The sequence below is a fragment of the Streptococcus sp. CF8-6 genome (assembly GCF_024295845.1).
Classification (GTDB): Bacteria; Bacillota; Bacilli; order Lactobacillales; family Streptococcaceae; genus Streptococcus; species Streptococcus oralis_BO.
Map to the genome: position 1 here is coordinate 184,394 of NZ_JANCOF010000001.1, position 25,039 is coordinate 209,432.

A 25,039-nucleotide genomic window follows, 5' to 3' on the forward strand; every position below is an offset into this window, starting at 1 on the left:
AGAGATTAGGCACGAGAAACGTAAGTTCCTTCTGCAGTGTTGATAACGAGTTTTTGTCCTGCTTCGATGAAGTCTGGAACGTTTACGACAAGTCCAGTTTCCATCGTTGCTGGTTTACCAGAACCTGTAACAGTAGCACCTTTGATAGATGGTTGAGTTTCTGCAACTGTCAATTCGACAGTAGTAGGAACGGTAACACCAATCACTTCAGTTCCGTAGAATTGGATCTTCACATCAGAGTTTTCAAGGATGTAAAGCAATTCGTTTTCAACGTTGACTACAGGGATTTCGTATTGGTCGTAAGTTTCTGTGTTCATGAAGTAGGCTGTGTCATCCATTTTGTACAAGTATTGAGCTGGGACAGTCTCGATGATGGCTTGTTCAAATTTTTCCTCTGGACGGTAGCTTGTGTCAAATGTAGAACCAGTACGGACATCACGCAATTTCATACGCATGATTGTGTTTCCTTTACCTGGTTTGTGGTGGCTAGCTTCCAAAACGCGGATCAATTTTCCGTCAGCTGTTTCAAAGGTCATACCAGCCTTTAATTTACTTGCTTCAATCATGTTTTTACCTCTTTAATAAAATAATTTACTCTTTATTGTACCATAAAAGACAACATTACTCAAATGTCGAAAGGATCTTAATTAGTTGACTGGTACGATATTGCCATCTTCGTCTTTGGTGACGAGGACGTATTTTCCATCGACTTCGATATAAAAATTCTTGCTGGCAGTTTGTCCAGTATTTTGAGCCGGTGCTTGATTTTGGACTTGTTGGCTTAGTTGACCACCAAGAGTTTGGCCAAGATTCATGCCCATAAACATGTTCATCCCATTGCCATTCCCTTCATTGGCAGCTGCAGCAATGAGCGCTTCGTTTCGAGCACGGCGTTCTTCAATTTCAATCGTGTTGTACTTCATTGCCACGAGCTCACTATCAAGCTTGCGAACGATATCAAGACTTTCTTGGTCGTAGCTGAGATCTTCAAGCAAGATGTTAGTTGCTTCAATCCCGTAGAGACCTGTCCAAACCTTGTTGACCTCTTGTTTAGCGAGTTCGTTAAAGGTGTCTTGGTTGGCATTGAGGCTATAGATATCAACCTTGTTTTCGTTGGTATATTTGGCAATGGCAATCGCGATTTTCGGTGCGATATTTTGACGGAGCGTTCCTTGAGCTACATCCTGGAGAGTAAATGGCTGTCCGTCAGTAATTTGACGGCTAACAGAACTTACGTAGAAGAGGACTGGATCAGCTATTTTTACATCAAACAAGCCATAGAAACGGATGTTGAGCAGTTGTTGGTAACGTTCGCTGAAGTATTCGACCGCATTTTGTGTGCCGAACTTATTACCTGCAATAGGTTGCATGCGGATAAAGATAATTTCTTGTTGGGTGATGACTTGTCCACCAAAAGAGAAACGGTTTTTAAAGTTTTCCCAAGTGCCTTTTAAACCACCTTTTTCAAGGAGCCAGGCGTTATCACCAGCTTGCCATTCGTGGCTACCAGCTTCGAGGACTTCACCAAGGAAGGTACCGTTGTTTACCAAAACAGCAGTATAACCTTGAGGAACGATAACCACACTGCCATCTGACAAAAGTCCAGTATTTTGATTGCTGTGACGAGAACGTCCATCTGGATCTTTAGTGAGCAATTGTCCCTTGACGGCCAAGGCGTCGCCAGAGACATTATCTGGAAGGACAATGGCTTCCTTGAATTTACTATCATTAAAACTATTTAAGCCTGCTGATAAGGCTGCACGTATAAATCCCATAATTCCTCCTAATTATAAAGCTCGTCTTCATCCACAACATCATAGGTATCGAGTACCCATTGGTTTGGACTGCGAGAGAGATTGGCACCACAGTAGTCGCACTCGCTAACTGCAGAGATTTTCAAAGGGGCGCCACAGTTTGGACAGTGGTCGCTCACAACTTCGTCTGGATTGACTGCTTGCGTTTGACTACCGTGTTGACGGATAAAGTTTAATTGATACACGGTGAAGAGATCTTTTTTAGGGTCTCCTTCAAGGACACGGCGAGTCTCATCGTCAATGACATAGTCCCGCAAGGTAGATGACAAAATCACCACTAAGGTATCGTTTCCGTCAGGATTTTCAATGAATTCCTTGATGCGAACGTTTTCGATACAAACTTTCTCTAAAACATTAGTGGTTTTAGCTCGAATATGGTCCTCAAGTTGGGTACTGTGTTGAGAGTAGAGGCTGGTACTTTCTAAAGCGCGGACAGAGTTCCAATTTTTTTCAGTCCAGGCAACCTGCAATTTAAGGTAGACTTCCTTAACCCAAGATGTGAAGGCTTCCGCGTCAAAGTTTGGATCCCCGTATTTCACACGACTAATGGCCAGTGTGTTTTGTTCAACTCGACGATGGAGCGTTTGATAATCATTACTAGTGTAGGTTGAACTCGAATCTCCAGATTTATTCTGCAAGGATTTGACGATAACAACTAGTATGATTCCTCCGACTAATATGAACATAAATCCTAGATAGGGAGAGCTAGCAGAACTGTCAGAGGATGATCCATATCCAGAGCGGTAGTAGTGGTAGGATGAGCCACCAGAACGACTTCCACCTCCACTTGAGCGGCTGCTACTTCTGGAGCTACTGCGGCTACTCCCTCCACTTCTGGAATGTCCGACACCCGCATCAACGATTTGAGGCACGGATAGAAAAACAAGTAATAAACAGGTCATTAAAAGAGCATAAAACTTCTTCATGTGTCTCCTAACTATATGATTGGAAAGGTAGTTGGCTAGACTACTGGGTGGCTACTAGCGAATTACTCACTTTCTTTCAACTTCGCCAATTCCTGTGCAAGGAGTTTAAGGGCAACTTGTGGGTTGGCTTGGCCTTTGGTTGCCTTCATAAGGAATCCTGTGAAGGCCTTGTCTGCGTTGCGTTTGCCTGACTTGAAGTCGGCAACGGCAGCTTCGTTATCCGCAAAGACTTGGTGGATGATTGGAATCAGAACATCTGGATCTGAGATTTGCACCAAGCCTGCTTTTTCCACGTATTCACGCGCGCCACCGCCATTTTTAGCCAGGTGGACAAAGACTTTCTTGGCAATCTTAGAAGAGATCGTGCCGTCTTCGATGATGGCAATCATTTCTACTAAGTTTTCTGGTGTCAATTCGATTTGTTCCAGTGTTTTGCCTTCGGCGTTCAAGAACTGAGCAACTTCACCTTGGAGCCAGTTAGAGACTTGTTTAGCATCACCACCGAGGGCAACAGCTTTCTCAAAGAAGTCAGAAGTGACTTTGTTTGCAGTCAACTGGCTAGCATCGTAATCTGACAAGCCAAGGTCAGATACGTAGCGTGCACGGCGTTCTTTTGGAAACTCTGGCAATTCAGTGCGCATTTCCTCAATCCACTCATCTGAGATTTCAAAGAGGGGTAGGTCTGGTTCTGGGAAGTAGCGGTAGTCAGCAGCGCCTTCCTTGACACGCATGAGGATGGTTGCCTTGTTAGCTTCATCGTAACGGCGTGTTTCTTGGCGGATTTGACCACCTGAGCGAAGGATTTCAGCTTGGCGTTGAACTTCGTATTCAAGACCTTTACGAACGTTTGAGAAGGAGTTGAGGTTTTTCAATTCAGTCTTGGTACCGAATTTTTCTTGACCATAAGGGCGAAGCGAAATGTTGGCATCCACACGCATCGAACCTTCTTCCATCTTAACATCAGAAATACCAGCGTACTGGATGACTTCCTTGAGGGCAGTTAGATAAGCATAGGCTTCTTCTGGGGAACGCATGTCGGCTTCAGATACAATCTCAATCAAAGGCACCCCTTGGCGGTTGAGGTCAACATAGGAGTAGCCATCTGTACCGTGGGTGTTTTTACCAGCGTCTTCTTCTAGGTGAGCACGTTCGATACCGATTTTCTTAGTCGTACCGTCTTCTAGTTCCACTTCAATCCAACCATTGTAGCCGATTGGCTCATCAAACTGGGAAATTTGGTAGGCTTTTGGATTATCAGGATAGAAGTAGTTCTTGCGGTCAAAGTGCATCTTTTTATGGATGTCCATGTTAAGAGCAAGAGCTGCCTTGATACCAGCATCGACAACACCTTTATTGAGAACTGGCAGAACTCCTGGGAAAGACCAGTCAATCACGTTGGTGTTGGCATTTTGGTCATTTCCAAAGTGGGCAGAAGTAGGTGAGAAGATTTTTGAATTGGTGTTGAGCTCTACGTGGACTTCAAGTCCAATGACTGTTTCAAAGTTCATTAGTTGTCACCTCCAAAAATCACGGGTTGTTGTTTGTGGTAGTCTGTTGTTGCTTCAAAGGCAGCAGCAGCTTGGTAAATGGTCTCTTCTGAGTATTTAGGACCAATCAATTGCAGACCAACAGGTAGACCTTGAGAGAATCCAGCAGGAATCGAAATCCCTGGAAGACCTGCCAAGTTGACTGGGATGGTCAAAAGGTCAGCCAAGTACATGGCAACTGGGTCGTGGTTGAGGGAGTCCAAGTCATAGGCAACACTTGGAGCAGTTGGTCCCAAAATCAAGTCATAATCCGCAAAGACTTTTTCGAAATCTTGGATGATGAGGGTACGAACTTGTCCAGCCTTCTTGTAATAGGCATCATAGTAACCTGATGAAAGGCTGAAAGTACCTAGCATGATACGGCGTTTCACTTCTTCACCGAAACCTTGGCTACGGCTGTTTACATAGATTTCATCAAGGTTGCTTGCATCTTCTGCGCGGTAGCCATAACGGATACCGTCAAAGCGTTGCAAGTTTGATGAGGCTTCTGATGAAGCGATGATGTAGTAAACGGCAACACCGTATTTAGAGTGAGGAAGGCTGACTTCTTCGACGATGGCACCAAGCTTTTCAAAGTGTTTGGCTGCATTCAGAATGGTTTCCTTAACCTCTGGGTCAATCCCTTCACCAAGGTATTCCTTAGGCAAAGCAATTTTCATGCCCTTGATGTCTTGCCCAATTTTGGAAGTAAAGTCAGCAATGCGGACAGGAGCAGAAGTAGAGTCTTTGACATCTTCGCTAGCAATTGCATTGAGCAAGAGGGCATTTTCTTTAACAGTTGGTGTAAAAGGTCCAATCTGGTCTAATGAGCTACCGAAGGCAATGAGACCGAAACGTGAAACTGTTCCGTAGGTTGGTTTGAGACCAACAATCCCGTTGAAGGCAGCAGGTTGGCGGATGGAACCACCAGTATCAGATCCAAGAGACAAGCGGACTTGCCCTGAAGCTACAGCTGCGGCTGAACCACTTGATGAACCACCAGGAACCTTGCTGTGGTCCCAAGCATTTTTAGTGGCACCATAGTGGGAAGTCTCACCTGAACCACCCATGGCAAACTCGTCCATGTTGGTTTTTCCGACAACAATCATACCCTTAGCTTTGGCATTGGCAACGGCTGCCGCATCAAAGATAGGCTCGTAGTTGTAGAGCATTTTTGAGGCAGCAGTTGTAAGGATACCGTCGGTAGAGATATTATCCTTAACAGCCAGTGGAATTCCTGAAAGGACATTATCCGCGTCAATTCCAGCTTCATCAATGGCTTTAGCTTGAGCAAGGGCTTGTTCTTCAGCGATAGTGACAAAAGCATTGATAGCTGTCTCGCGAGACTTGATATTTTCAAGTGTTGCTTGGGTCAATTCAGTAGCTGAAATCTCCTTAGATACAAGGAGGTTGTGCAAGTCTTCAATCGTTTTGTTATTAAAAGTCATTAGGCATCTCCTCCATCATCTAGGATAGCTGGTACCTTGATATAGTAGTTGTCTTTTTCAGGTACGTTTTTAAACAAGCGGTCACGGTCTGTTCCTTCTTCGGCCACATCCGGGCGGAGTACGGTCTTGCGGTCAGCCATGGTTGTAGTAGGTGCGACACCAGTTGTGTCGACTTCGCCCAGCAATTCAACCATGTCAACAATCTTAGACAAGGTTGTCGCAAAGGCAGCAGTTTCTTCTTCAGAGAATCTTAATTTTGAAAGATTGGCAACGTGTGTTACCTCTTCTTGCGTAATTTTCATCTTGCATCCTTTCGTGAAATGATGATTTTTAGTCTGTTCTATTTTACCATATTTTCCTATAAATAAGGGAGCCAAACTGAAAAGAAATAGAAATTGAAAAATCGCTTTTAATTCGCTATAATGGTTAAACTAGAGAATAGAAAAAATAAAAGTTAGGATAGAAATATGCTCCATCAATTTATCACCAGATCTCAGACGGTTCCTCCTCCCATTTCCCTCTTTTGGTATGGGATTATGATGCTTACTTTAGTGCTTTGTATTTATGGAGCACTTGCTTATCACAAGAATCCGAAATTTGTTCGCTTGTTTAAGGGGATTCAGATTCTCCAGTTACTAGCTCTTTACAGTTGGTATGTTGGCTTTGGAATTCCCTTTTCTAATAGCCTTCCTTTTTATCATTGCCGTTTGGCTATGTTTGCGGTGGTTTTCTTGCCAGATAAATGGCGGAGCAAGCAGTATTTTGCTCTTTTAGGAGCTAGTGGAGCGGTCTTTGCACTGGTTTACCCAGTTTTTGATCCCTATGATTTCCCCCATATCACCAGTTTTTCATTTTTGATTGGGCACTATGCCCTTCTAGTGAATTCCTTGGTTTACTTGATGAATCACTATGACAAGACCTTGCTCAAGAAATATATGATTGTAGCCTATACCTTTATTCTCAATCTCTTTCTAGTTGGGATTAATCAGCTGACGGGTGGAAATTATGGTTTGTTAAGAGATACCCCGTTTATCTCGAATGCTCCTCTATGGCTAAAGTATCTTCTTGTGTCCGTCATCCTCTCACTGGCTCTGGTTCTTTTTGATATCTTGTTCAAGAAACGGTGGAAAAAGAGAAATCAGGTGAAATCTGTGCTCTAGCTCGCCTTTTCATCAGATGAGCAATTGAAAAACTCCCCAAAATCCGCTATAATGGAGAGTTGAAAGGAATGGTAAAATCCAATGTAAACATCATTCTTAGCTACTGAAACAACTAAAAATAGAAAATCAAAGAAAGAGAACTTATGACTATTCAAGAAGAAATCAAGAAACGCCGTACCTTTGCCATCATCTCCCACCCGGACGCCGGGAAAACAACCATCACTGAGCAGTTGCTCTACTTTGGGGGCGAGATTCGTGAGGCTGGTACGGTTAAAGGGAAGAAAACAGGGACTTTTGCCAAGTCTGACTGGATGGATATCGAGAAACAACGTGGGATTTCGGTCACGTCATCTGTTATGCAGTTTGACTACGATGGCAAGCGCGTGAACATCCTCGACACACCAGGACACGAGGACTTCTCAGAAGATACTTATCGTACCTTGATGGCGGTGGATGCTGCCGTCATGGTCGTGGACTCTGCCAAGGGTATCGAGGCCCAAACCAAGAAATTGTTTGAGGTTGTGAAGCACCGTGGCATTCCAGTCTTTACCTTTATGAACAAGCTGGACCGTGACGGTCGTGAGCCACTGGACCTCTTGCAAGAACTAGAAGAAGTCCTTGGCATTGCGAGCTATCCTATGAACTGGCCAATCGGGATGGGGAAAGCTTTTGAGGGCTTATATGACCCCTATAACCAACGCTTGGAACTCTATAAAGGAGATGAGCGTTTTGCCAGTCTGGAAGAAGGGGATAAGCTCTTTGGAAGCAATCCTTTCTATGCTCAGGTTAAGGACGACATCGAACTGTTGCAAGAAGCAGGAAATGAGTTTTCAGAGGAGGCTATTTTAGCGGGTGAATTAACACCAGTCTTCTTCGGTTCGGCTCTTACTAACTTTGGGGTGCAGACCTTCCTTGAGACCTTCCTTGAGTTTGCTCCAGAACCACATGGCCACAAGAAAACAGATGGCGAAATTGTGGATCCTTATGACAAGGATTTCTCAGGATTTGTCTTTAAAATCCAAGCCAACATGGACCCTCGTCACCGTGACCGCATTGCCTTTGTTCGTATCGTATCAGGTGAATTCGAGCGTGGAATGAGTGTCAATCTGCCTCGTACTGGGAAGACTGCCAAACTATCTAATGTCACTCAGTTTATGGCCGAAAGTCGTGAAAATGTGACCAATGCTGTTGCAGGTGATATCATCGGAGTTTACGATACCGGTACTTATCAGGTTGGAGACACTTTGACGGTTGGAAAAAACAAGTTTGAGTTTGAACCACTGCCAACCTTTACCCCTGAAATTTTCATGAAAGTTTCTGCTAAGAACGTTATGAAACAAAAATCCTTCCACAAGGGTATCGAACAATTGGTGCAAGAAGGAGCCATTCAGCTTTACAAGAATTACCAAACTGGTGAGTACATGCTAGGAGCTGTCGGACAACTCCAGTTTGAAGTCTTTAAGCACCGCATGGAAGGCGAATACAATGCGGAAGTAGTCATGAGCCCGATGGGTAAAAAGACCGTTCGTTGGATCAAGCCTGAGGACTTGGATGAACGGATGTCCTCAAGCCGCAATATCTTGGCCAAAGACCGTTTTGACCAACCAGTCTTCCTCTTTGAAAATGACTTTGCCCTTCGCTGGTTTGCGGACAAGTATCCAGACGTAGAGTTGGAGGAAAAGATGTAACTCAGCACCAACAATTGGAACTAAAGTTCCTAATTGTTGGACGCTAGTCGCTATTTGGCGAACTAGCTAACTGCCTTACTAACTACGTTTGGCAAATAGAACCGATTTGCCAAACTCCGTGTCGTAGTGTAAAATCGGCTTACCTAAACGCTTCACTAGGAAAAATCCACGAATATTATCGATTCGTGGATTTTTCCGTTGTAACGGGTAGTGAGAGGGCTAGCAACCTGCCTCACTAATTCATCGGCGAAAAATAATCGTTTTCGCCTCTTTGTGTCTACTAATCAGTATGGCATTTTACTTTAATGCTTCGTAAAAAATCCCACGAATGGTTTCGATTCGTGGATTTTTTTGTTGGAAAGGATAGAAAGTTACCTCGGCTACCGGCCTCATTGATTCATTTGTGAAACTGCCTTTAAATACTCTACTCCTAAAAGTCTGTGGATGCTATTGATTCATGGACTTTTTCTATATTTTGAATAAAAATCAATTCCCTGAGTGATTGGAATTATTTGCTCAATTTTTAAAGCATTTAGAAATGGTTAAAAATAAATAAAATATATTAACAGAACAATAAAATGGAAATTATATTGAAAAAACAGAATAGATTTGAAATAAAGTCATTTTTGAAATCATTTTCTTTCTTTAGAGAGTGTTATAGATATTGAATTGTCGGTATATTTGGTATATAATAAAAAGATAGTATTTTATAGGTGAATAGATCTTTTTCAAGTTGAGGGGATGAACATGTTTTTTAGACGCCAGAAGGGTGAATATAGAGAAACAGACCGTGTAACTCGGTTTAAATTAATCAAATCAGGGAAGCATTGGCTACGGGCCTCGACTTCCCTTTTTGGCTTATTTAAGGTGATGCGTGGAAGCGCGGATGCGAGCCAAGTAAAGACAGAAATGGTTGAAAGGCAAGAAGGTCAGAAGTTGACCGGCTTGGATGTCTTGAAAGGGATAGCAGCTACGGGGACGATCTTAGGTGGTTTTGCTGCGACGCAAACGCGTGTTTATGCCAATGATGCAGTCGCCGTTGAAAAGACTGTCGAATCAAAAGATACTCTGGCGACGAGAGATTCAGTAGTACTGGGGACGACACAGGATCATCAGGATACTGCGAGTCTGTCTTTGTCTACTAGTCAAAGACAGTCCTTGTCAGAATTCAATTCGCAGAGTGCCAGTCAATCTGCCTCTACGAGTCAGTCTATCAGTGCCTCAAGCTCTTCTAGCGTAAGCCAGTCTATGAGCCAATCTGCTGCTACTAGTCAATCCTTGGTAAACAGTCAAAGTGTAACTGCTAGTTCAAGTGAATCACTTGGAACACGAAATCAAGCGAATAGTGCTCTGTCAGAGAGAGCTTCAGTTGGTGTTCAAAGTCAGTACCAAGCAAGTGAGTCAGCTCGGGAGACAGTGAAAGAATCACAACCTTCAAAAGAATTAAAAGCAGTTGATTTTTCTACAGAATCCTTGCCTCAAAGTCAGTCTGGTCTTGTAAAGAATGAAGGTGCGACGGCTGAATCAGGTCTTACAATGACTTCCGTTGCCATGACGGAAAAACAAAATGAAGAAAAACGGAAGAAATTAGAATCCTTATCAGCCGAGATTGGGCAATTTCTAGCTCAAGCGCAGGGACTTCCAAACTCGGATGAGGCAATCACGAAGGCTAGTCTAGCGAAAAATGAGATAGTAGAATCCTTGAAAGGGGAGGTTTCTGACCTTGCCGCTATCTTACAAAAAGCTACAGAAGCTCGAAATAGCATTGCAAATGCTGTGTTACGTGCCAACTCTGGACTTCGTGACAGCAGAAATGGACAAGCTCTGACCAAAGCTTCAAATACCGCTAGCTTCAGAGCTGCTAGGGATACTGAGAAGCCAGAACTTCAGAAAATAACCGTTACAGGTGGCGCAGTTCTAGAAGGACAAAAATTTAAAATTTATCGAGAAGAAAATTTTTCTGCGACCATTGAGTTTACTGATAACAGTGGTCGAATTGAACATGCAAAATTTGTTCCTACTGCTGTTCCCGCGGCCTATCCGGCTACTTCAACTGTTGTCTCATTCACTACGAGTAATGGTCAAAGTATCAGAATGATTGTTCCAACAAATAAACTAGCCAAAGATGGAAATGCTACAGCATCAAATCCTTTCACCGTTTCAATCACGGGTTCTGTTGGAAAAAATCAAGCAATAAATAGTTTGTGGACCCGTTATGTTTTCACCTATGATCAGGAAGGTAATTTTAGCGGAAATACTACTGACGTAGGTCTTGTAAAAGATTTAACAGCCAACCCTGCCGCAATTCAATTTGAAGTCCATGCTCAGTCTGAAAAGTACGAACCAGCTATCAATGCTGAGGTGAGTCGAAACTTTACTCTAACGGCCAATTCAGGGACTGTTTCTGTTGGTGAAGCCAGTCAGTACATCACGAATGCTACAGGGACGCCAGAATTACCTACTACAGGAATTACTAAGGGAACTAAAACTACCTATACTTGGAAATCTGGAACCAATACAGATTTACCAGCTGGTCGTCATAAGTTAACAGCCGTGGTGACATATCCAGATGGAAGTACGGATGAAATTGACGTGAGCTTTACTGTGCGTCCTCAGACGCCGAGGATAGAGAATCAATATCTTAACGAAAAAGGTGGGCTCTCAAATCAAGCGATTACGGTAGATGGGGTTGCTCCAGGTGGGACAGTTACTTTAACAATTGCAGGTGAAGTATTTACCAAACAGGCAACAGGGAGTTCTACCAGTGTAACCTTTACTGCAACTGACTTGAAGAAAGTATATGATCGCAATGGAGGACGACTTCCAAGTGGACCAGTGACTGCTAGTACGACAGTAGATGGTTTGATTTCAGATGTGTTTAATGGGCAAATTACGCCAAATCAAGCGTCAATTTCAGTAAGTAATAGCCAATCCGCTTCAGCCAGCGCTAGCCAGTCTGCATCAGCCAGCTCCAGTCAATCGGTGTCAGTGAGTGCAAGTCAATCAGCATCGGTGAGTTCGAGCCAATCGGCTTCAGCAAGTTCGAGTGAATCTGCATCGGTAAGCTCGAGTCAGTCTGCTTCAGTAAGTTCCAGCCAATCAGCATCTGCAAGTTCTAGCCAGTCAGCGTCAGTGAGTTCAAGTCAGTCTGCATCGGTAAGCTCGAGTCAATCGGCTTCAGCAAGTGCTAGCCAATCTGCTTCAGTCAGCGCCAGCCAGTCAGCTTCCGTAAGTTCAAGCCAATCGGCATCTGTAAGTGCAAGTCAGTCCGCATCGGTCAGCTCAAGCCAGTCCGCTTCAGTAAGTTCGAGTCAGTCTGCATCAGTAAGTTCGAGCCAATCAGCGTCAGTGAGCTCCAGCCAATCTGTATCTATAAGCTCGAGCCAGTCAGCGTCAGTGAGTTCAAGTCAGTCTGCATCGGTAAGCTCGAGTCAGTCTGCTTCAGTGAGCTCGAGTCAATCAGCTTCGGTAAGTTCGAGTCAGTCAGCGTCAGCGAGTGCGAGCCAATCAGCGTCAGTGAGCTCTAGTCAATCCGCTTCAGCGAGTGCTAGCCAATCAGCATCGGTAAGTTCAAGCCAATCAGCATCGGTAAGTTCGAGCCAGTCAGCTTCGGTAAGTGCTAGCCAATCAGCCTCAGTAAGCGCCAGCGAATCCGCCTCAGTAAGCGCCAGCGAATCCGCTTCAGTAAGTGCTAGTCAATCTGTTTCAGTAAGTTCGAGCCAATCTGCTTCAGCGAGCGCTAGCCAATCAGCCTCAGTAAGTTCAAGCGAATCTGCCTCAGCGAGCTCGAGTCAATCAGCGTCAGTGAGCTCAAGTCAATCCGCTTCAGTGAGTTCGAGCCAATCTGCGTCTGTAAGTTCAAGCCAATCAGCTTCAGCAAGCACCAGCCAGTCCGCCTCAGTAAGTTCAAGCGAATCTGCCTCAGTGAGCGCTAGCCAATCCGCCTCAACCAGCTCGAGCCAATCAGCTTCAGTGAGCTCGAGTCAGTCTGCCTCAGTAAGTTCGAGTCAATCCGCCTCAGCAAGCTCAAGCCAATCCGCCTCAGCGAGCGCTAGTCAGTCTGCATCAGTAAGTGCCAGTCAATCAGCATCCGTAAGCTCAAGTCAGTCTGTCTCAGTAAGTTCGAGCCAATCAGCATCATTGAGTGCCAGTCAATCCGCTTCAGCGAGCGCCAGCCAGTCAGTCTCAATAAGCGCAAGTCAGTCTGCATCTGCAAGCTCAAGCCAATCTGCTTCAGCGAGCGCTAGTCAGTCAGCCTCAGCGAGCGCTAGCCAATCCGCTTCAGTAAGCTCCAGCCGGTCTGCATCGGTAAGTTCAAGTGAATCCGCTTCAGCCAGCGCTAGTCAGTCTGCGTCTGCAAGTGCAAGTGAATCCGCTTCAGCCAGCGCTAGTCAATCTGCGTCGGCAAGTTCGAGTCAGTCAGCGTCAGTGAGTGCAAGTCAGTCAGCTTCAGTAAGCTCCAGCGAATCCGCTTCAGTGAGCGCTAGCCAATCCGCGTCTGTAAGCTCCAGCGAATCCGCTTCAGTAAGTGCAAGTGAATCAGCCTCAGCGAGCTCGAGTCAATCCGCTTCAGTGAGTGCGAGCCAGTCAGCATCAGCAAGTGCGAGCCAGTCTGAATCAGTAAGTTCGAGTCAATCAACTTCAGCGAGCGCGAGCCAATCAGCCTCAGTAAGCTCAAGCCAATCAGCGTCAATGAGTGCCAGCCAATCAGCGTCAATGAGTGCCAGCCAATCAGCGTCAGTAAGTGCGAGTCAGTCCGCCTCAGTAAGCTCGAGTCAGTCTGCTTCAGTAAGCTCGAGTCAATCAGCATCAGTGAGTGCCAGCCAATCCGCATCAGTCAGCTCGAGTGAGTCCGCATCGGTAAGCTCCAGCCAATCAGCTTCAGCGAGCGCTAGCCAGTCTGCCTCTGCAAGCTCAAGCGAATCTGCATCTGTAAGTTCAAGCCAATCCGCTTCATTGAGTGCCAGCCAATCAGCCTCAGTCAGCTCGAGTCAATCCGCATCTGCAAGTGCCAGTCAGTCTGCCTCAGAGAGTGCTAGCCAATCAGCGTCAATGAGCTCAAGCGAATCAGCGTCGGCAAGCTCGAGTCAATCCGCTTCAGAAAGCGCTAGTCATTCAGCCTCAGCGAGTGCCAGTCAATCCGCCTCAGCGAGCTCGAGCCAATCCGCTTCATTGAGTGCCAGCCAGTCAGCCTCAGTAAGCGCAAGTCAGTCAGCCTCAGTCAGCTCGAGTCAATCGGCATCATCGAGTTCGAGTCAGTCAGCTTCAGCCAGCGCAAGTGAGTCAGCCTCAGTAAGCGCTAGTCAATCAGCATCGGTAAGTTCAAGCGAATCAGCTTCAGTAAGTTCGAGCCAATCTGCATCGGCAAGTGCAAGTCAATCAGCATCAGTGAGCGCAAGTGAGTCAGCATCTGTAAGCTCGAGCGAATCGGCTTCAGTAAGTTCGAGCCAATCAGCTTCAGCGAGCGCTAGCCAATCAGCCTCAGTAAGTTCAAGCGAATCTGCATCGGTCAGCTCTAGTCAATCAGCGTCGGCAAGTTCGAGTCAGTCCGCTTCAGCGAGCTCCAGCCAATCTGCATCAGTAAGCTCAAGCGAATCTGCATCAGTAAGTGCGAGCCAGTCAGCGTCTGTAAGCTCAAGCCAGTCCGCATCGGTAAGTTCGAGTCAATCAGCGTCTGTAAGCTCGAGCCAATCAGCCTCAGCGAGCGCTAGTCAGTCAGCCTCAGTAAGTGCTAGTCAGTCAGCATCAGTCAGCGCTAGCCAGTCCGCATCAGTGAGTGCAAGTGAGTCCGCATCGGCAAGCTCGAGTCAATCAGCCTCAGTAAGTGCAAGTGAATCTGCCTCAGCGAGCTCGAGTCAATCGGCTTCAGTGAGTGCCAGTCAGTCTGCATCTGCAAGTTCGAGTCAGTCAGCATCAGTCAGCGCTAGTCAGTCCGCTTCCGTAAGCGCAAGCGAATCGGCTTCAGTAAGCTCAAGCGAATCTGCTTCAGCAAGTTCGAGTCAGTCAGCTTCATTGAGCGCCAGTCAGTCAGCATCGGCAAGCTCGAGCGAATCGGCTTCAGTAGGTTCGAGCCAATCAGCCTCATTAAGTTCGAGTCAATCTGTGTCAGTGAGCACAAGCGAATCCGCTTCAACAAGTACTTCAACTTCTGCAAGTATGCTAGCAGCCGAGTTAGCATTGGAAAGTGCCTCGATCTCAGCAAGTACATCAGTGAGCGAATCACTCTCAGCTAGCATGTTAGCCAGTGAATCGACTCTAGCAAGCGCTTCGATTTCAGCAAGTATGTCAGTGAGCGAGTCAACGTCGATTAGCGCTAGTCTCTCAACTTCAGATTCTATTAGTAGATCTGCGTCAGCAAGTGCTCTGGTATCTACTTCAACAAGCACCTCTCTTTCAATGGCAAACATTGCAAGCCAAGGTCAATCCGCTTCAAGCAAGCCGAAACAAGTCTTGCCAAATACAGGAGCGTCGACTTCGGTAGCATCTGCTTTATTGGGAGCATTGGCAGCTGTGACAGGTATCGGTCTTCTTGCAAAGAAGGGTCGGAATGACGATGAATCAAGTCATTGATAAGATATAAAAATCAATGAATAAATAGTAAAATGGAAAACCTTTGAAAACATGATTTTTCAAAGGTTTTTTCTATATGTGTGGAGGGGAAAATCCTCTTTTGAGTTTGAAATAAACTAGGGGAAAAGGTATAATAGGAAGGTGAGATAATCATCGAAAAAATCAGAACTACAGTAGTAGAAAAGTAGCCAAAAGAATGTGAAAAGAAAAGGGGACTAAATGAAAAAAGAGCTTCAAAAAGCCATTGTACTTGGTGGTGATAATGCTTATATGGACAAGATTGAGACAACAATCAAGTCAATCTGCGCCCATAACCGAGCAGTGACTTTTTATGTTTTCAATGATGATTTGCCATCCGAATGGTTTCAGCTCATGGAGAGACGTTTAGAACCTCTAGCCTCAAAAATCATCAATGTCAAGATTAGTCATCAAGGTTTGAAAGGGTATAGTTTGCCACTAGCTCACCTAAGTTATGCAACTTTCTTTCGCTATTTTATACCTCAGTATGTCAACGAAGACCTAGCCTTGTATCTGGATTCGGATATCATCGTTAGATCAAACTTAGATCAACTCTTTTTAGAAGACATGGCAGACTGGCCGGTAGCGGCTGTAGCAGATGCTCTAGTTCCTAGCACTTTTAATGCAGGTGTCTTGCTGATTAATGTGGCTCTCTGGCGTCAAGAAAAGGTGACGGAGCACTTGCTGAGCTTGACAGACCAACTGCATGACCAAGTTTTTGGCGATCAGGGCGTGTTAAATCACCTCTTTGAAGGTCGTTGGAAACCTCTGTCAGCTACCTATAATTTTATGGTTGGTATGGATACAGTGGCTCGAAATTACCAGATGGATACTTGGTATAGGGATTCTCTTGCTACTGAGAAGACAGCCAAGATTATTCATTATACAGGGGACAAGCCTTGGTACCAAATCAACCTCAACCGTTTTAGGGAGGACTGGTGGTTTTACTACGGACTAGAGTGGTCTGATATCGTCATGAAAAAATGTGATTTCCATAAAGGATTGGCATCTTTAGTTCAAGCTCCCCAGTATGCGACCGCTATTTTTACCAATACGTGTCACATAGAGAGAATCGAACACCTAATCCAAGAACTGCCCGATGTAGAGTTCTCTATCCTAGCTCATACCAACTTTGCGCCGGAGATTATGAATTTGCAATCGCATCTGAACGTACGCCTCTATCCTTACTTTAATCCCATGAATGTCAAAAAAGTCTTGGAAAAGATTGATTTTTACTTGGATATCAATCATGAGGATGAAATTGCAAACATTATCCAAGAAGTGCAGCAAAGAGAAATCCCTATATTTGCTTTTGAGACCACTAGTCATGACTCGAGTGGTTGCAGTCATGTCTACTCACCAGCAGACGTAGATCAAATGATCGAGTCTATCCGCACGCTTTTGGAATCAAAGAAGCAGTCGTTGTAAACTGAAGGAAACTAAATGAAAAAAACAATTGTTCTTGCAGGAGATTATGCCTATATTCGTCAGATTGAAACAGCGCTCAAGTCTCTCTGCTACCATAATAGCCATGTCAAGGTCTATATCTTTAACCAGGATATTCCCCAGGAGTGGTTCCGTGCTCTCAGACCGATAGTAGAGCAAATGGGAGGTGAGTTAGTGGATGTCAAGATGCTTGGCGCCCAGTTTCAGATGAACTGGAGCAACAAACTGCCCCATATCAATCACATGACCTTTGCCCGTTATTTTATCCCTGATTTTGTTGCAGAGGACAAGGTTCTTTACTTGGACAGCGATCTGGTAGTGACGGCTGATTTGACGCCCCTCTTTGAAATGGACTTGGGGGAAAACTACTTGGCCGCGGCACCATCTTGTTTTGGAGTTGGAGTTGGCTTTAATGCAGGTGTACTCTTGATCAATAACAAAAAATGGCGATCAGAAGCTGTGAGACAAGAGCTAGTTGAGCTGACGGAGCGGGAACACCAACATGTCAGTGAAGGGGACCAGTCTATCCTCAATATGCTCTTTCATGACAGCTATGCTCCTCTGGATCAGAACTATAATTTCCAGATTGGTTTTGACAGTGGGGCTGCATCACATGGACATGAATTTATCTTCCAAATCCCTTTGGAGCCTCTGCCAGCTATCTTGCATTTCCTCTCTCAGGACAAACCTTGGAATACTCATTCGGTTGGGCGTTTGCGTGAGGTTTGGTGGCACTATCATCTGATGGAGTGGTCTGCCATTACTGAAAAATGGCGTCAGGCTGGAATTGACTATCCAGTCACAGTCTATCAGCCAGTTATGACTTGTGTCAATTTGACCAACTCCTGGCATCTTGAGAAAATCGACTATCTGGTTCAAGCCTTGCCAGAGGTGCATTTCTACATTGCAGCCTATACGACGATGGCACCGGAACTCATGCTCTTGTCACGTTTTAAAAATGTTACCCTCTATCCCAACACCTTCCCCCTCTTGGTCGAAAAACTGATCCAGCAGACAGATGTCTATCTTGATATTAACCACGATGACAAGTTGAGTGTTGTTTATGACTATATTTCACGCTTTGATAAACCGATCTTGACTTTTGACAATACCCAGTCGCAGGGATTACCTGAAAGTGCCTATGCGGGTATTTTCTCAGCAGAAAAACCGGAAGAAATGGTGGCTACTTTGAAGGCTTACCTGGACGAGAAAACTCATGAAAACTGAGATGAGAATTTGAAGATGCTAAGATAAAAATGCTGAGTTATTCCCCTCGGGTAGGATGATTGAAGGATAAAAATGAAAAGGAGGAGCTAGTGAAAGAATTTCGTTCATCGATAGCAGTAAAAAAAGGAATGCACACTCTGTTTTTGCTCTTTATTTATGTGCTCGGGAGTCGTCTGGCTCTTCCTTTTGTTGACCTCAATAGCCGGAATTTTCTCGGAGGAGGCGCAGCCTATCTGGACTTTCCAGTAGCCTTAACTGGTGGAAATCTTCGGAGCCTCTCTCTCTTTTCCATCGGGCTTTCACCTTGGATGTCAGCTATGATCTTGTGGCAGATGTTTTCCTTTTCAAAGAAACTGGGCTTAAACTCAGTTTCTTCGGAAGTCCAGGATAGACGGAAAATGTACTTGACGTTAGGAATTGCCTTGATTCAGGCCTTGGCCTTGACTACAAACCTTCCTGTCCAATCTCCCTACAATCCCTTCTTGGTCTTTCTCCTCAATACCAGCATTTTGGTTGCGGGGACCTTCTTCTTGGTTTGGCTGTCAGACATCAATGCGACTATCGGAGTTGGAGGCCCTGTGGTCATTTTATTGGCGAGTATGGTGGCTTCACTCCCTCAGGACATCATCCAATCGGTCCAAGTTCATAAGATCTCTCCTTGGTTGCTTTTCCTGTTGCTGATACTTGGCATCCTCTTTACCTATCTAGTTGTTCTCTTTTACCGAGCTAGATACCGCATCCCTATCAATAAAATCGGACTTCATTCTCGCTTTAAACGATATTCTTATCTGGAAATCATGCTCAATCCTGCAGGTGGCATGCCTTATATGTATGTGATGAGTCTCATGGGCTTGCCTTCTTATCTCTTGCTCTTACTTCAATATCTGGATAAGGGAAATCCCCTCTACCCTGCCCTACTGGAGCAGTATGCGATGGGGAAACCCTTATGGATATACGCTTATATCCTTAACCTCTTTGTCTTTAGCATTGCCTTTGCCTTTGTCAATGTGAGTGGTCAACAGATCGCAGATCGGATGAAGCAATCAGGAGATTACATCTACGGGGTCTATCCTGGTGAGGATACCAGTCGCTTTATCAATCGCTTGGTTCTCCGATTTGCACTGATAGGTGCAGTCTTTAACGTTACCTTGGCTGGACTTCCGATCTTGTTTGTCTTGAAGGATGAGAGTTTGTTAAAAGTCAGCATGCTTCCCGGACTCTTTTTAATTTTGAGTGGCATGCTCTTTACGATTCACGACGAACTGCAAGCGCTCAGACTAAATGAAAGGTATCGGCCACTATTCTAGGAGGTTTTGATGTATTACTTTATCCCAGCCTGGTATGGCAAGGAACGTCCCTGGCATGCTGATTTGACACCTTGGTATTTTTCTCATTTTAAGCTAGAATTTGATGACACCTTCAATCAGATTCGCTTAACGCAACGCCAAGGGATTCCTACACAGGTCCTCCTTTTGTCCTATCAGCCTCATCTGCGCTATTTTCTCCATCGCCAAGGTATTTTAGAAGCACAGGTTTATTCCTTATTTGATGAATTGCAGGATTTTCATGAGATTCGACCGCAGGTCTTGCAACTCAGAGATATTGAGTGGGAAGAGGACTGCGAGTTTGTTTACAGTCCCTTTACTATTCTGGTGCTGAAGGATGGCAAGCCCTATGCCCAGGTAGAGCATGGGATAGAAGGTTTTATCAGTACGATTCAGTATTTCAAGGAAGATGGGCTTTTGTCTGCCAACTACCTGATGGATGATCGGGGGCTGGTTTCCAGTGTGATTTACTACGAAGACGGTCAGGCGATTTACCAAGACTACCTCAATCCCAAGGGACTGTGGCAGTTTAGAGAGTATTTGCAAGATGGGGGCCGTATCGAGGTCAATCCTATCTTTGCTTTTCGCTTTCAAAAAGAGGCCTACCGAGATATGGGAGAATTGATTGCGGAGTTTTTTGAGAAGAAAATAGCTCAACTCCCTGAGGAAGGAGCGACCTATTTTCTGCCTGCATGTGACCAGCACAATGCTTTCCTTTTAGAACGATTGCCTCATCAAACCACCAAGGTTCTCAGCCTTTTTATCGGACGAAATCCTCAAGAGCAATTACCGCAACTGGCAGGTCTGCTGGATAAGGTGGACCTTGTTCTGGTTGATAGAGAGGACACCTTGCACTTGACTCAGTCTGCCTTTCCAAATCAAGCAGATAAGTTTCGCCATTTATCGCCTTTTGATACCCGCTTGGAGCTAGGAAAGAGCCAGACTCGGAAGGAGTCGCTCCTCTACTATCAACTGGACTTTGAGCAGGGGATAGACGACCAAGCGCTCTATCAGGTCCTGCATTTTCTTTCTGAAAACAAAGATACGGAGCTGGTCTTTGGAGCCTTTGCTGCTAGTCAAGAAAAAATGAAGCAGCTGGAAACACGTGTTTCTGAGATAATTGCAGAGCAGTTTCAAGACCAGGAACTGGAGAAGGAAGTTGATTACCAAGGAGCTGAAAATCCGCTTGAGGACAATCGCCATCAGAGCAAGCGCTATTCGTTTGTCAATATGAAGGATGAATCGGAGTTAATCAAGCAGCTGGAATTTGTTCGTTTGATTGTCGATTTGAACAGGCAGCCTCTCCTCTATACCCAGATAGCAGGCATTAGTGCCGGTATCCCTCAAATCAACAGGGTCAAAACAGAGTATGTCAGCCATCAGAAGAATGGCTATCTGTTGGAAAACACTGCTGATTTTGCTCAAGCGGCCCATTACTATCTCGATAGCCTGCAGGTGTGGAATGATGCTCTGATCCATTCGATTGAAAAGATAAAGGAACATACCGGGGAGCAATTCCTAATCAAGCTAGAAAAGTGGTTGGAGGAGGTGACTTATGGAAAAGAAGTATAAGATCTTGCAAATCGGTCCAGAGGATTGGCGAGATACACTTGCCCTACCAGCCCAACTAGACTGGTATCATGTCCCTCCCAACACACCGTCTGCCATCCAGAAAATCATGGATGAGAATGACTTAGATCACTTTCATGCTGTCATTCTCACGGATGGGGCTTATCTAGTAGATTTGCTGCCTTTTGCATCTAGCTTGGAACCCTATACAGTTTTCTATCCAGAACAGTTTGCAAGTCAGGATAAAGGTCTTCAAAACCTCATCAAACAGCACTGCATGCAGGTGATGGACCTGTCAGACCGACAGGGCTTTGTTCGAGACCTTTCCACCTCTCTCTTTGAAGGTGGTTATGGGGACAAGCTGAGCCCAGCTACGATACGGATTCACCCGAGTTTTCAAGGCTCCATCTCCTATCAAGGATTTGAGCACCTGGAGTTAGAAGGAGAATTTGGCAAGACCAATACCCAGCTAGCCTCTTGGGCCTATAATCAGACTGTCCAAGCCCATTCGCCAATCGAACTCTGGCTCGAATATGAAAAGAGTGGACCAGTGGACTTGCGCCTGCGTTTGCGAAAAATTCCAACAGGGGCTATCTCAGAGATAAAACAGGACATTCTCCTTGAGGAAGTAGACTTTGCCTCAGCAATCATCGTGGAACAAGACTATGACGCTTATCTGAGCATTTCTCTTGAAGCGAGTGGTCAGGGGAAGGTCAACATCGGCAATCTCCACCAACGCTGGAGCCGGAAACAGTTTGGAAAGTTTGTTCTCGGAGGCAATATCCTACATGACAAAAAACGTGAGGAAATCAACTATTTCTTTCACCCAGGGGATTTCAAGCCACCTCTAGCAGTCTATTTCTCAGGTTACCGTCCGGCGGAAGGTTTTGAGGGTTACTGGATGATGAAGAATCTCAGATGCCCCTTTCTCCTCTTTTCGGACCCTCGATTAGAAGGAGGAGCCTTTTACCTAGGAACTGAGGAATTAGAAGACAGCATACAAGCAACGATCCAACACTATCTAGACTATCTAGGCTTGGATAGAAGTGACTTGATCCTATCTGGGCTGTCAATGGGAACCTTCCCAGCCCTCTATTATGGAGCCCACTTTGAACCCAAAGGAATCGTAGTCGGAAAACCCTTGACCAATCTAGGAACCATCGCACAGCGGGGGCGACTAGAGGCGCCAGGAGTCTTTCCAACTAGCTTTGATGTCTTGCGCCTTCAGACTGGAGGAGTGAGCCAGAAAGACATGAAGGACTTGGATCAACGCTTTTGGACCCGATTTAAACAAGCTGATTTTTCCCAAACGACCTTTGGCCTTTCTTACATGAAGGACGAGGATATGGATAGTGGTGCCTATGACCAGCTAGTGGAGACCCTCTGCCAGACAGGCGCTAAGATCTTGTCGAAAGGGACAGCAGGTCGACACAATGATGACACAGGAACAAACGTTGCCTGGTTTATTCATTTTTACAAGATGATACTAGAAGAATACGGAAGAGGTGAGACATGATTATCATCAAGAGAGAGGATATTAGATGGGGCGAGATGGGAGCTACTTATCTTTACGGTAGCCAGATCACCTATCATGCAGATGGTCATGTTACCCTGAAAAATCCTTTGCTGGCTTCAGGTGAAACCCTTAAAACCTGGTTTTCCAGTGTCAACTATCAGGCTACTAGAAGCCAGCCTAGCCTCCCTCTTCTCAAGAAAAACAACACCTATCGCTTATCCATGAAGATGCGGGTTCAACCGGCCAATGGACTTTATCTCAAACTGACCTTTTTAAACCGTTATGAGGAAATCATAGAGGAGAAGATTGAAAGGCAATTTTCCTTTAGCTTCACCTATCCTGAAACGGCCTACACCTACCGCCTTTCCTTGATTAGTGCAGGTTTTGAGGCTCTTGACTTTGTTTCGTTTTCTATTGAGGAGGATGCTGGTGTTTAATCGTTTGTATCAGGAAAGACAACTGAGAAGGGTCAAGAAACTTTTAAGCCAAATCAATGCCCTCAAAGAAGAGATGGCAGCTCTCAGTGATGAGGAAATGGCTACAAAGACAGAGGAGTTTCGCCAGCGCCTTGCTCAGGGAGAAACCTTGGATGAGCTATTGGTAGAAGCCTATGCCCTTGTTCGTGAGGCCGATAAACGGGTCTTGGGTCTCTTTCCCTATGATGTGCAAGTCATGGGAGCCATCGTGATCCACCAAGGAAATGTGGCTGAGATGAATACGGGTGAGGGCAAGACCTTGACTGCAACCATGCCCCTCTACCTCAATGCCCTAACGGGAAAAGGCAGCATGCTGGTCACGACCAATGACTATCTGGCTAGACGGGACGCAAGTGAAATGGGTCCAGTCTACCAATTTTTAGGTCTAACTGTCGGTCTGCCTTTTTCAGAGGATCCAAAAGAGGACTTGACTGCCGAAGAGAAAAGAAAGATCTACACATCAGACATCGTCTACACGACCAATAGTGTACTGGGATTTGACTATCTCAATGACAATCTTGCCTCCACTAGTGAAGGAAAGTTCCTGCCTCCCTTTAACTATGTCATCATCGATGAGATCGATGACATTCTACTCGATAGTGCCCAAACTCCCTTGATTATCGCAGGCTCTCCCCGTGTCCAGTCTAACTATTATGGGATGATTGATACCCTAGTGACGACCTTGGTTGAGGGAGTGGACTACATCTACAAGGAAGAAAAAGACCAAGTTTGGTTGACCCGAAAGGGGGCCCAGACGGTTGAAGGATTCCTAGGAATCGATCATCTTTATAAGGAAGAGTACTCCAGTTATGTTCGACATCTAGTCTATGCGCTCAGAGCTCATACGCACTTTACCAAGGACAAGGATTACCTGGTTCGAGGGCAAGAGATGGTCTTGTTAGACAAGGGAACAGGTCGCCTGATGGAAATGACCAAACTTCAAGGTGGTCTCCACCAAGCCATCGAAGCTAAGGAACATGTGAAGCTCTCTCCTGAAACCAGAGTCATGGCTTCAATCACCTACCAGAGTCTCTTTAAGATGTTTCGCAAAATCTCAGGTATGACAGGAACTGGAAAGGTGGCAGAGAAAGAATTTTTCGAAACTTACAACATGTCTGTCATTCGCATCCCAACCAATCGCCCACTTAGGCGAATGGACCATCCGGACAATCTCTATGTGACCCTCCCTGAGAAAGTCTATGCTTCTCTCGAAGCTATCAAGACCTACCACGCCAAAGGCAATCCACTCCTGATTTTTGTCGGATCTGTAGAAATGTCCCAGCTATACTCGTCCTTGCTCTTGCGAGAGGGGATTTCCCACAATGTCCTCAATGCCAATCATGCGGCACGTGAAGCCCAGATCATTGCAGAGTCTGGACAGATGGGGGCAGTGACCGTTGCGACTTCTATGGCAGGTCGAGGGACAGATATCAAACTCGGTCCAGGTGTTGCAGAATTGGGCGGTTTGATTGTGATCGGTACCGAGCGAATGGAGAGCCGACGGATTGACCTGCAAATCAGAGGTCGTTCTGGCCGTCAGGGTGATCCAGGCATGTCTCAATTTTTCGTATCGCTTGAAGATGATGTGATCAAAAAGTTCGGGCCGTCTTGGGTTCATGACCTGTATCAAGACTACCAAGTGGAAGATATTAGTAAACCCATCTTACTCAAGGCTCGCAAGTACCGCAATCTCGTCAGAAAAGCCCAAGAGGCTAGTGATAGTGCCAGTCGCTCAGCACGCAGACAAACCTTAGAGTATGCGGAAAGCGTCAATATCCAGCGCCAGATGGTCTACAAAGAAAGAGATCGCTTGCTGGATGGAAGCCGTGATCTAGAGCATATCCTTGAGGATATACTGGCAGACTATACCAAACAAATCTCAGAAAAAGCCTATAGCAGCTCCCAAGAGCTCTTTCATTTCATCGTGACCAATATTAGCTTTGGGATGAGAGAATTACCAGCTGATTTGGATTTAGCTGATGCAGATCAGATTCGGGAGTTACTAGAGCAAATAATAGCCAAGGGAATCGCAGCTAAAAAGGAACTTCTCCAACCTCACCAGCTCTATGATTCTTTTCTGAGAATATCCATGCTCAAGGCGATTGATGACAACTGGGTTGAGCAAGTTGACTATCTCCAACAGCTCAGTCTAGCAATCGGGAGCCAGTCTGCTTCTCAAAAGAACCCTATCGTGGAGTACTATCAGGAGGCCTATACAGGCTTTGAAACCATGAAGCAACAAATCCGTACAGATATGGTACGCAATCTTCTCATGGGGATTGTGGAAGTAACGCCCAAAGGTGAGATTCTCACCCATTTTCCATAAAAAG

The 25,039-nt window shown here is 45.4% G+C and carries 16 protein-coding genes; 10 read left to right on the plus strand and 6 right to left on the minus strand.

Going from position 1 to position 25,039, the window contains the following annotated elements; genetic code table 11:
• Positions 1–5 precede the first annotated feature (5 nt).
• From efp to gatC, 6 genes are all read right to left on the minus strand, one after another.
• The gene (gene efp, locus NML69_RS00870) at positions 6–566 is read right to left on the minus strand and encodes an elongation factor P (protein ID WP_000568640.1); all 561 of its coding nucleotides are present in this window, start codon (positions 564–566) and stop codon (positions 6–8) included.
• An 81-nt stretch (positions 567–647) separates the two neighbouring features.
• On the minus strand, positions 648–1,775 hold the full coding sequence (locus NML69_RS00875) for an SPFH domain-containing protein (protein ID WP_000505819.1): 1,128 nt from the start codon (positions 1,773–1,775) through the stop codon (positions 648–650).
• An 8-nt stretch (positions 1,776–1,783) separates the two neighbouring features.
• On the minus strand, positions 1,784–2,740 hold the full coding sequence (locus NML69_RS00880) for a zinc-ribbon domain-containing transport protein (protein ID WP_254725021.1): 957 nt from the start codon (positions 2,738–2,740) through the stop codon (positions 1,784–1,786).
• Between the two features lie 62 nt (positions 2,741–2,802).
• Positions 2,803–4,248 carry an Asp-tRNA(Asn)/Glu-tRNA(Gln) amidotransferase subunit GatB gene (gene gatB, locus NML69_RS00885; RefSeq protein ID WP_001008649.1) on the minus strand — a complete coding sequence of 482 codons (1,446 nt, stop codon included), beginning with the start codon at positions 4,246–4,248 and terminating at the stop codon, positions 2,803–2,805.
• Positions 4,248–5,714 (minus strand): Asp-tRNA(Asn)/Glu-tRNA(Gln) amidotransferase subunit GatA, encoded by a 1,467-nt coding sequence (gene gatA, locus NML69_RS00890; RefSeq protein WP_254725022.1) that lies wholly within the window; start codon positions 5,712–5,714, stop codon positions 4,248–4,250. Before gatA ends, gatB begins: the two co-directional genes overlap by 1 nt.
• Complete coding sequence (gene gatC / locus NML69_RS00895; RefSeq protein WP_000705419.1) at positions 5,714–6,016, minus strand: Asp-tRNA(Asn)/Glu-tRNA(Gln) amidotransferase subunit GatC; 303 nt, start codon at positions 6,014–6,016, stop codon at positions 5,714–5,716. The genes gatA and gatC overlap by 1 nt, the downstream gene beginning before the upstream one ends.
• A gap of 165 nt (positions 6,017–6,181) precedes the next feature.
• On the opposite strand from gatC, the gene NML69_RS00900 reads away from it, so the two are divergent.
• From NML69_RS00900 to secA2, 10 genes are all read left to right on the plus strand, one after another.
• The gene (locus tag NML69_RS00900) at positions 6,182–6,874 is read left to right on the plus strand and encodes a TIGR02206 family membrane protein (protein ID WP_254725023.1); all 693 of its coding nucleotides are present in this window, start codon (positions 6,182–6,184) and stop codon (positions 6,872–6,874) included.
• Between the two features lie 143 nt (positions 6,875–7,017).
• Positions 7,018–8,562, plus strand: coding sequence for a peptide chain release factor 3 (locus tag NML69_RS00905; protein ID WP_254725024.1), 1,545 nt, complete (start codon positions 7,018–7,020; stop codon positions 8,560–8,562).
• A 747-nt stretch (positions 8,563–9,309) separates the two neighbouring features.
• Positions 9,310–15,132, plus strand: coding sequence for an accessory Sec-dependent serine-rich glycoprotein adhesin (locus tag NML69_RS00910; RefSeq protein ID WP_254725025.1), 5,823 nt, complete (start codon positions 9,310–9,312; stop codon positions 15,130–15,132).
• A gap of 219 nt (positions 15,133–15,351) precedes the next feature.
• Entirely contained in the window at positions 15,352–16,578 is a 1,227-nt protein-coding gene (locus NML69_RS00915; protein WP_254725026.1) for a glycosyltransferase, read from the plus strand.
• 15 nt (positions 16,579–16,593) lie between these two features.
• Positions 16,594–17,823: a glycosyltransferase gene (locus NML69_RS00920; protein WP_254725027.1), complete on the plus strand. Its 1,230-nt coding sequence runs from the start codon at positions 16,594–16,596 to the stop codon at positions 17,821–17,823.
• An 89-nt stretch (positions 17,824–17,912) separates the two neighbouring features.
• Entirely contained in the window at positions 17,913–19,130 is a 1,218-nt protein-coding gene (gene secY2, locus NML69_RS00925; RefSeq protein WP_254725028.1) for an accessory Sec system protein translocase subunit SecY2, read from the plus strand.
• 9 nt (positions 19,131–19,139) lie between these two features.
• Positions 19,140–20,720 (plus strand): accessory Sec system protein Asp1, encoded by a 1,581-nt coding sequence (gene asp1 / locus NML69_RS00930; RefSeq protein WP_198460075.1) that lies wholly within the window; start codon positions 19,140–19,142, stop codon positions 20,718–20,720.
• Positions 20,704–22,233: an accessory Sec system protein Asp2 gene (asp2, locus tag NML69_RS00935; RefSeq protein WP_254725029.1), complete on the plus strand. Its 1,530-nt coding sequence runs from the start codon at positions 20,704–20,706 to the stop codon at positions 22,231–22,233. The genes asp1 and asp2 overlap by 17 nt, the downstream gene beginning before the upstream one ends.
• The gene (asp3, locus tag NML69_RS00940; RefSeq protein ID WP_254725030.1) at positions 22,230–22,670 is read left to right on the plus strand and encodes an accessory Sec system protein Asp3; all 441 of its coding nucleotides are present in this window, start codon (positions 22,230–22,232) and stop codon (positions 22,668–22,670) included. Before asp2 ends, asp3 begins: the two co-directional genes overlap by 4 nt.
• On the plus strand, positions 22,663–25,035 hold the full coding sequence (gene secA2 / locus NML69_RS00945) for an accessory Sec system translocase SecA2 (RefSeq protein WP_254725031.1): 2,373 nt from the start codon (positions 22,663–22,665) through the stop codon (positions 25,033–25,035). Before asp3 ends, secA2 begins: the two co-directional genes overlap by 8 nt.
• Positions 25,036–25,039: the final 4 nt, after the last annotated feature.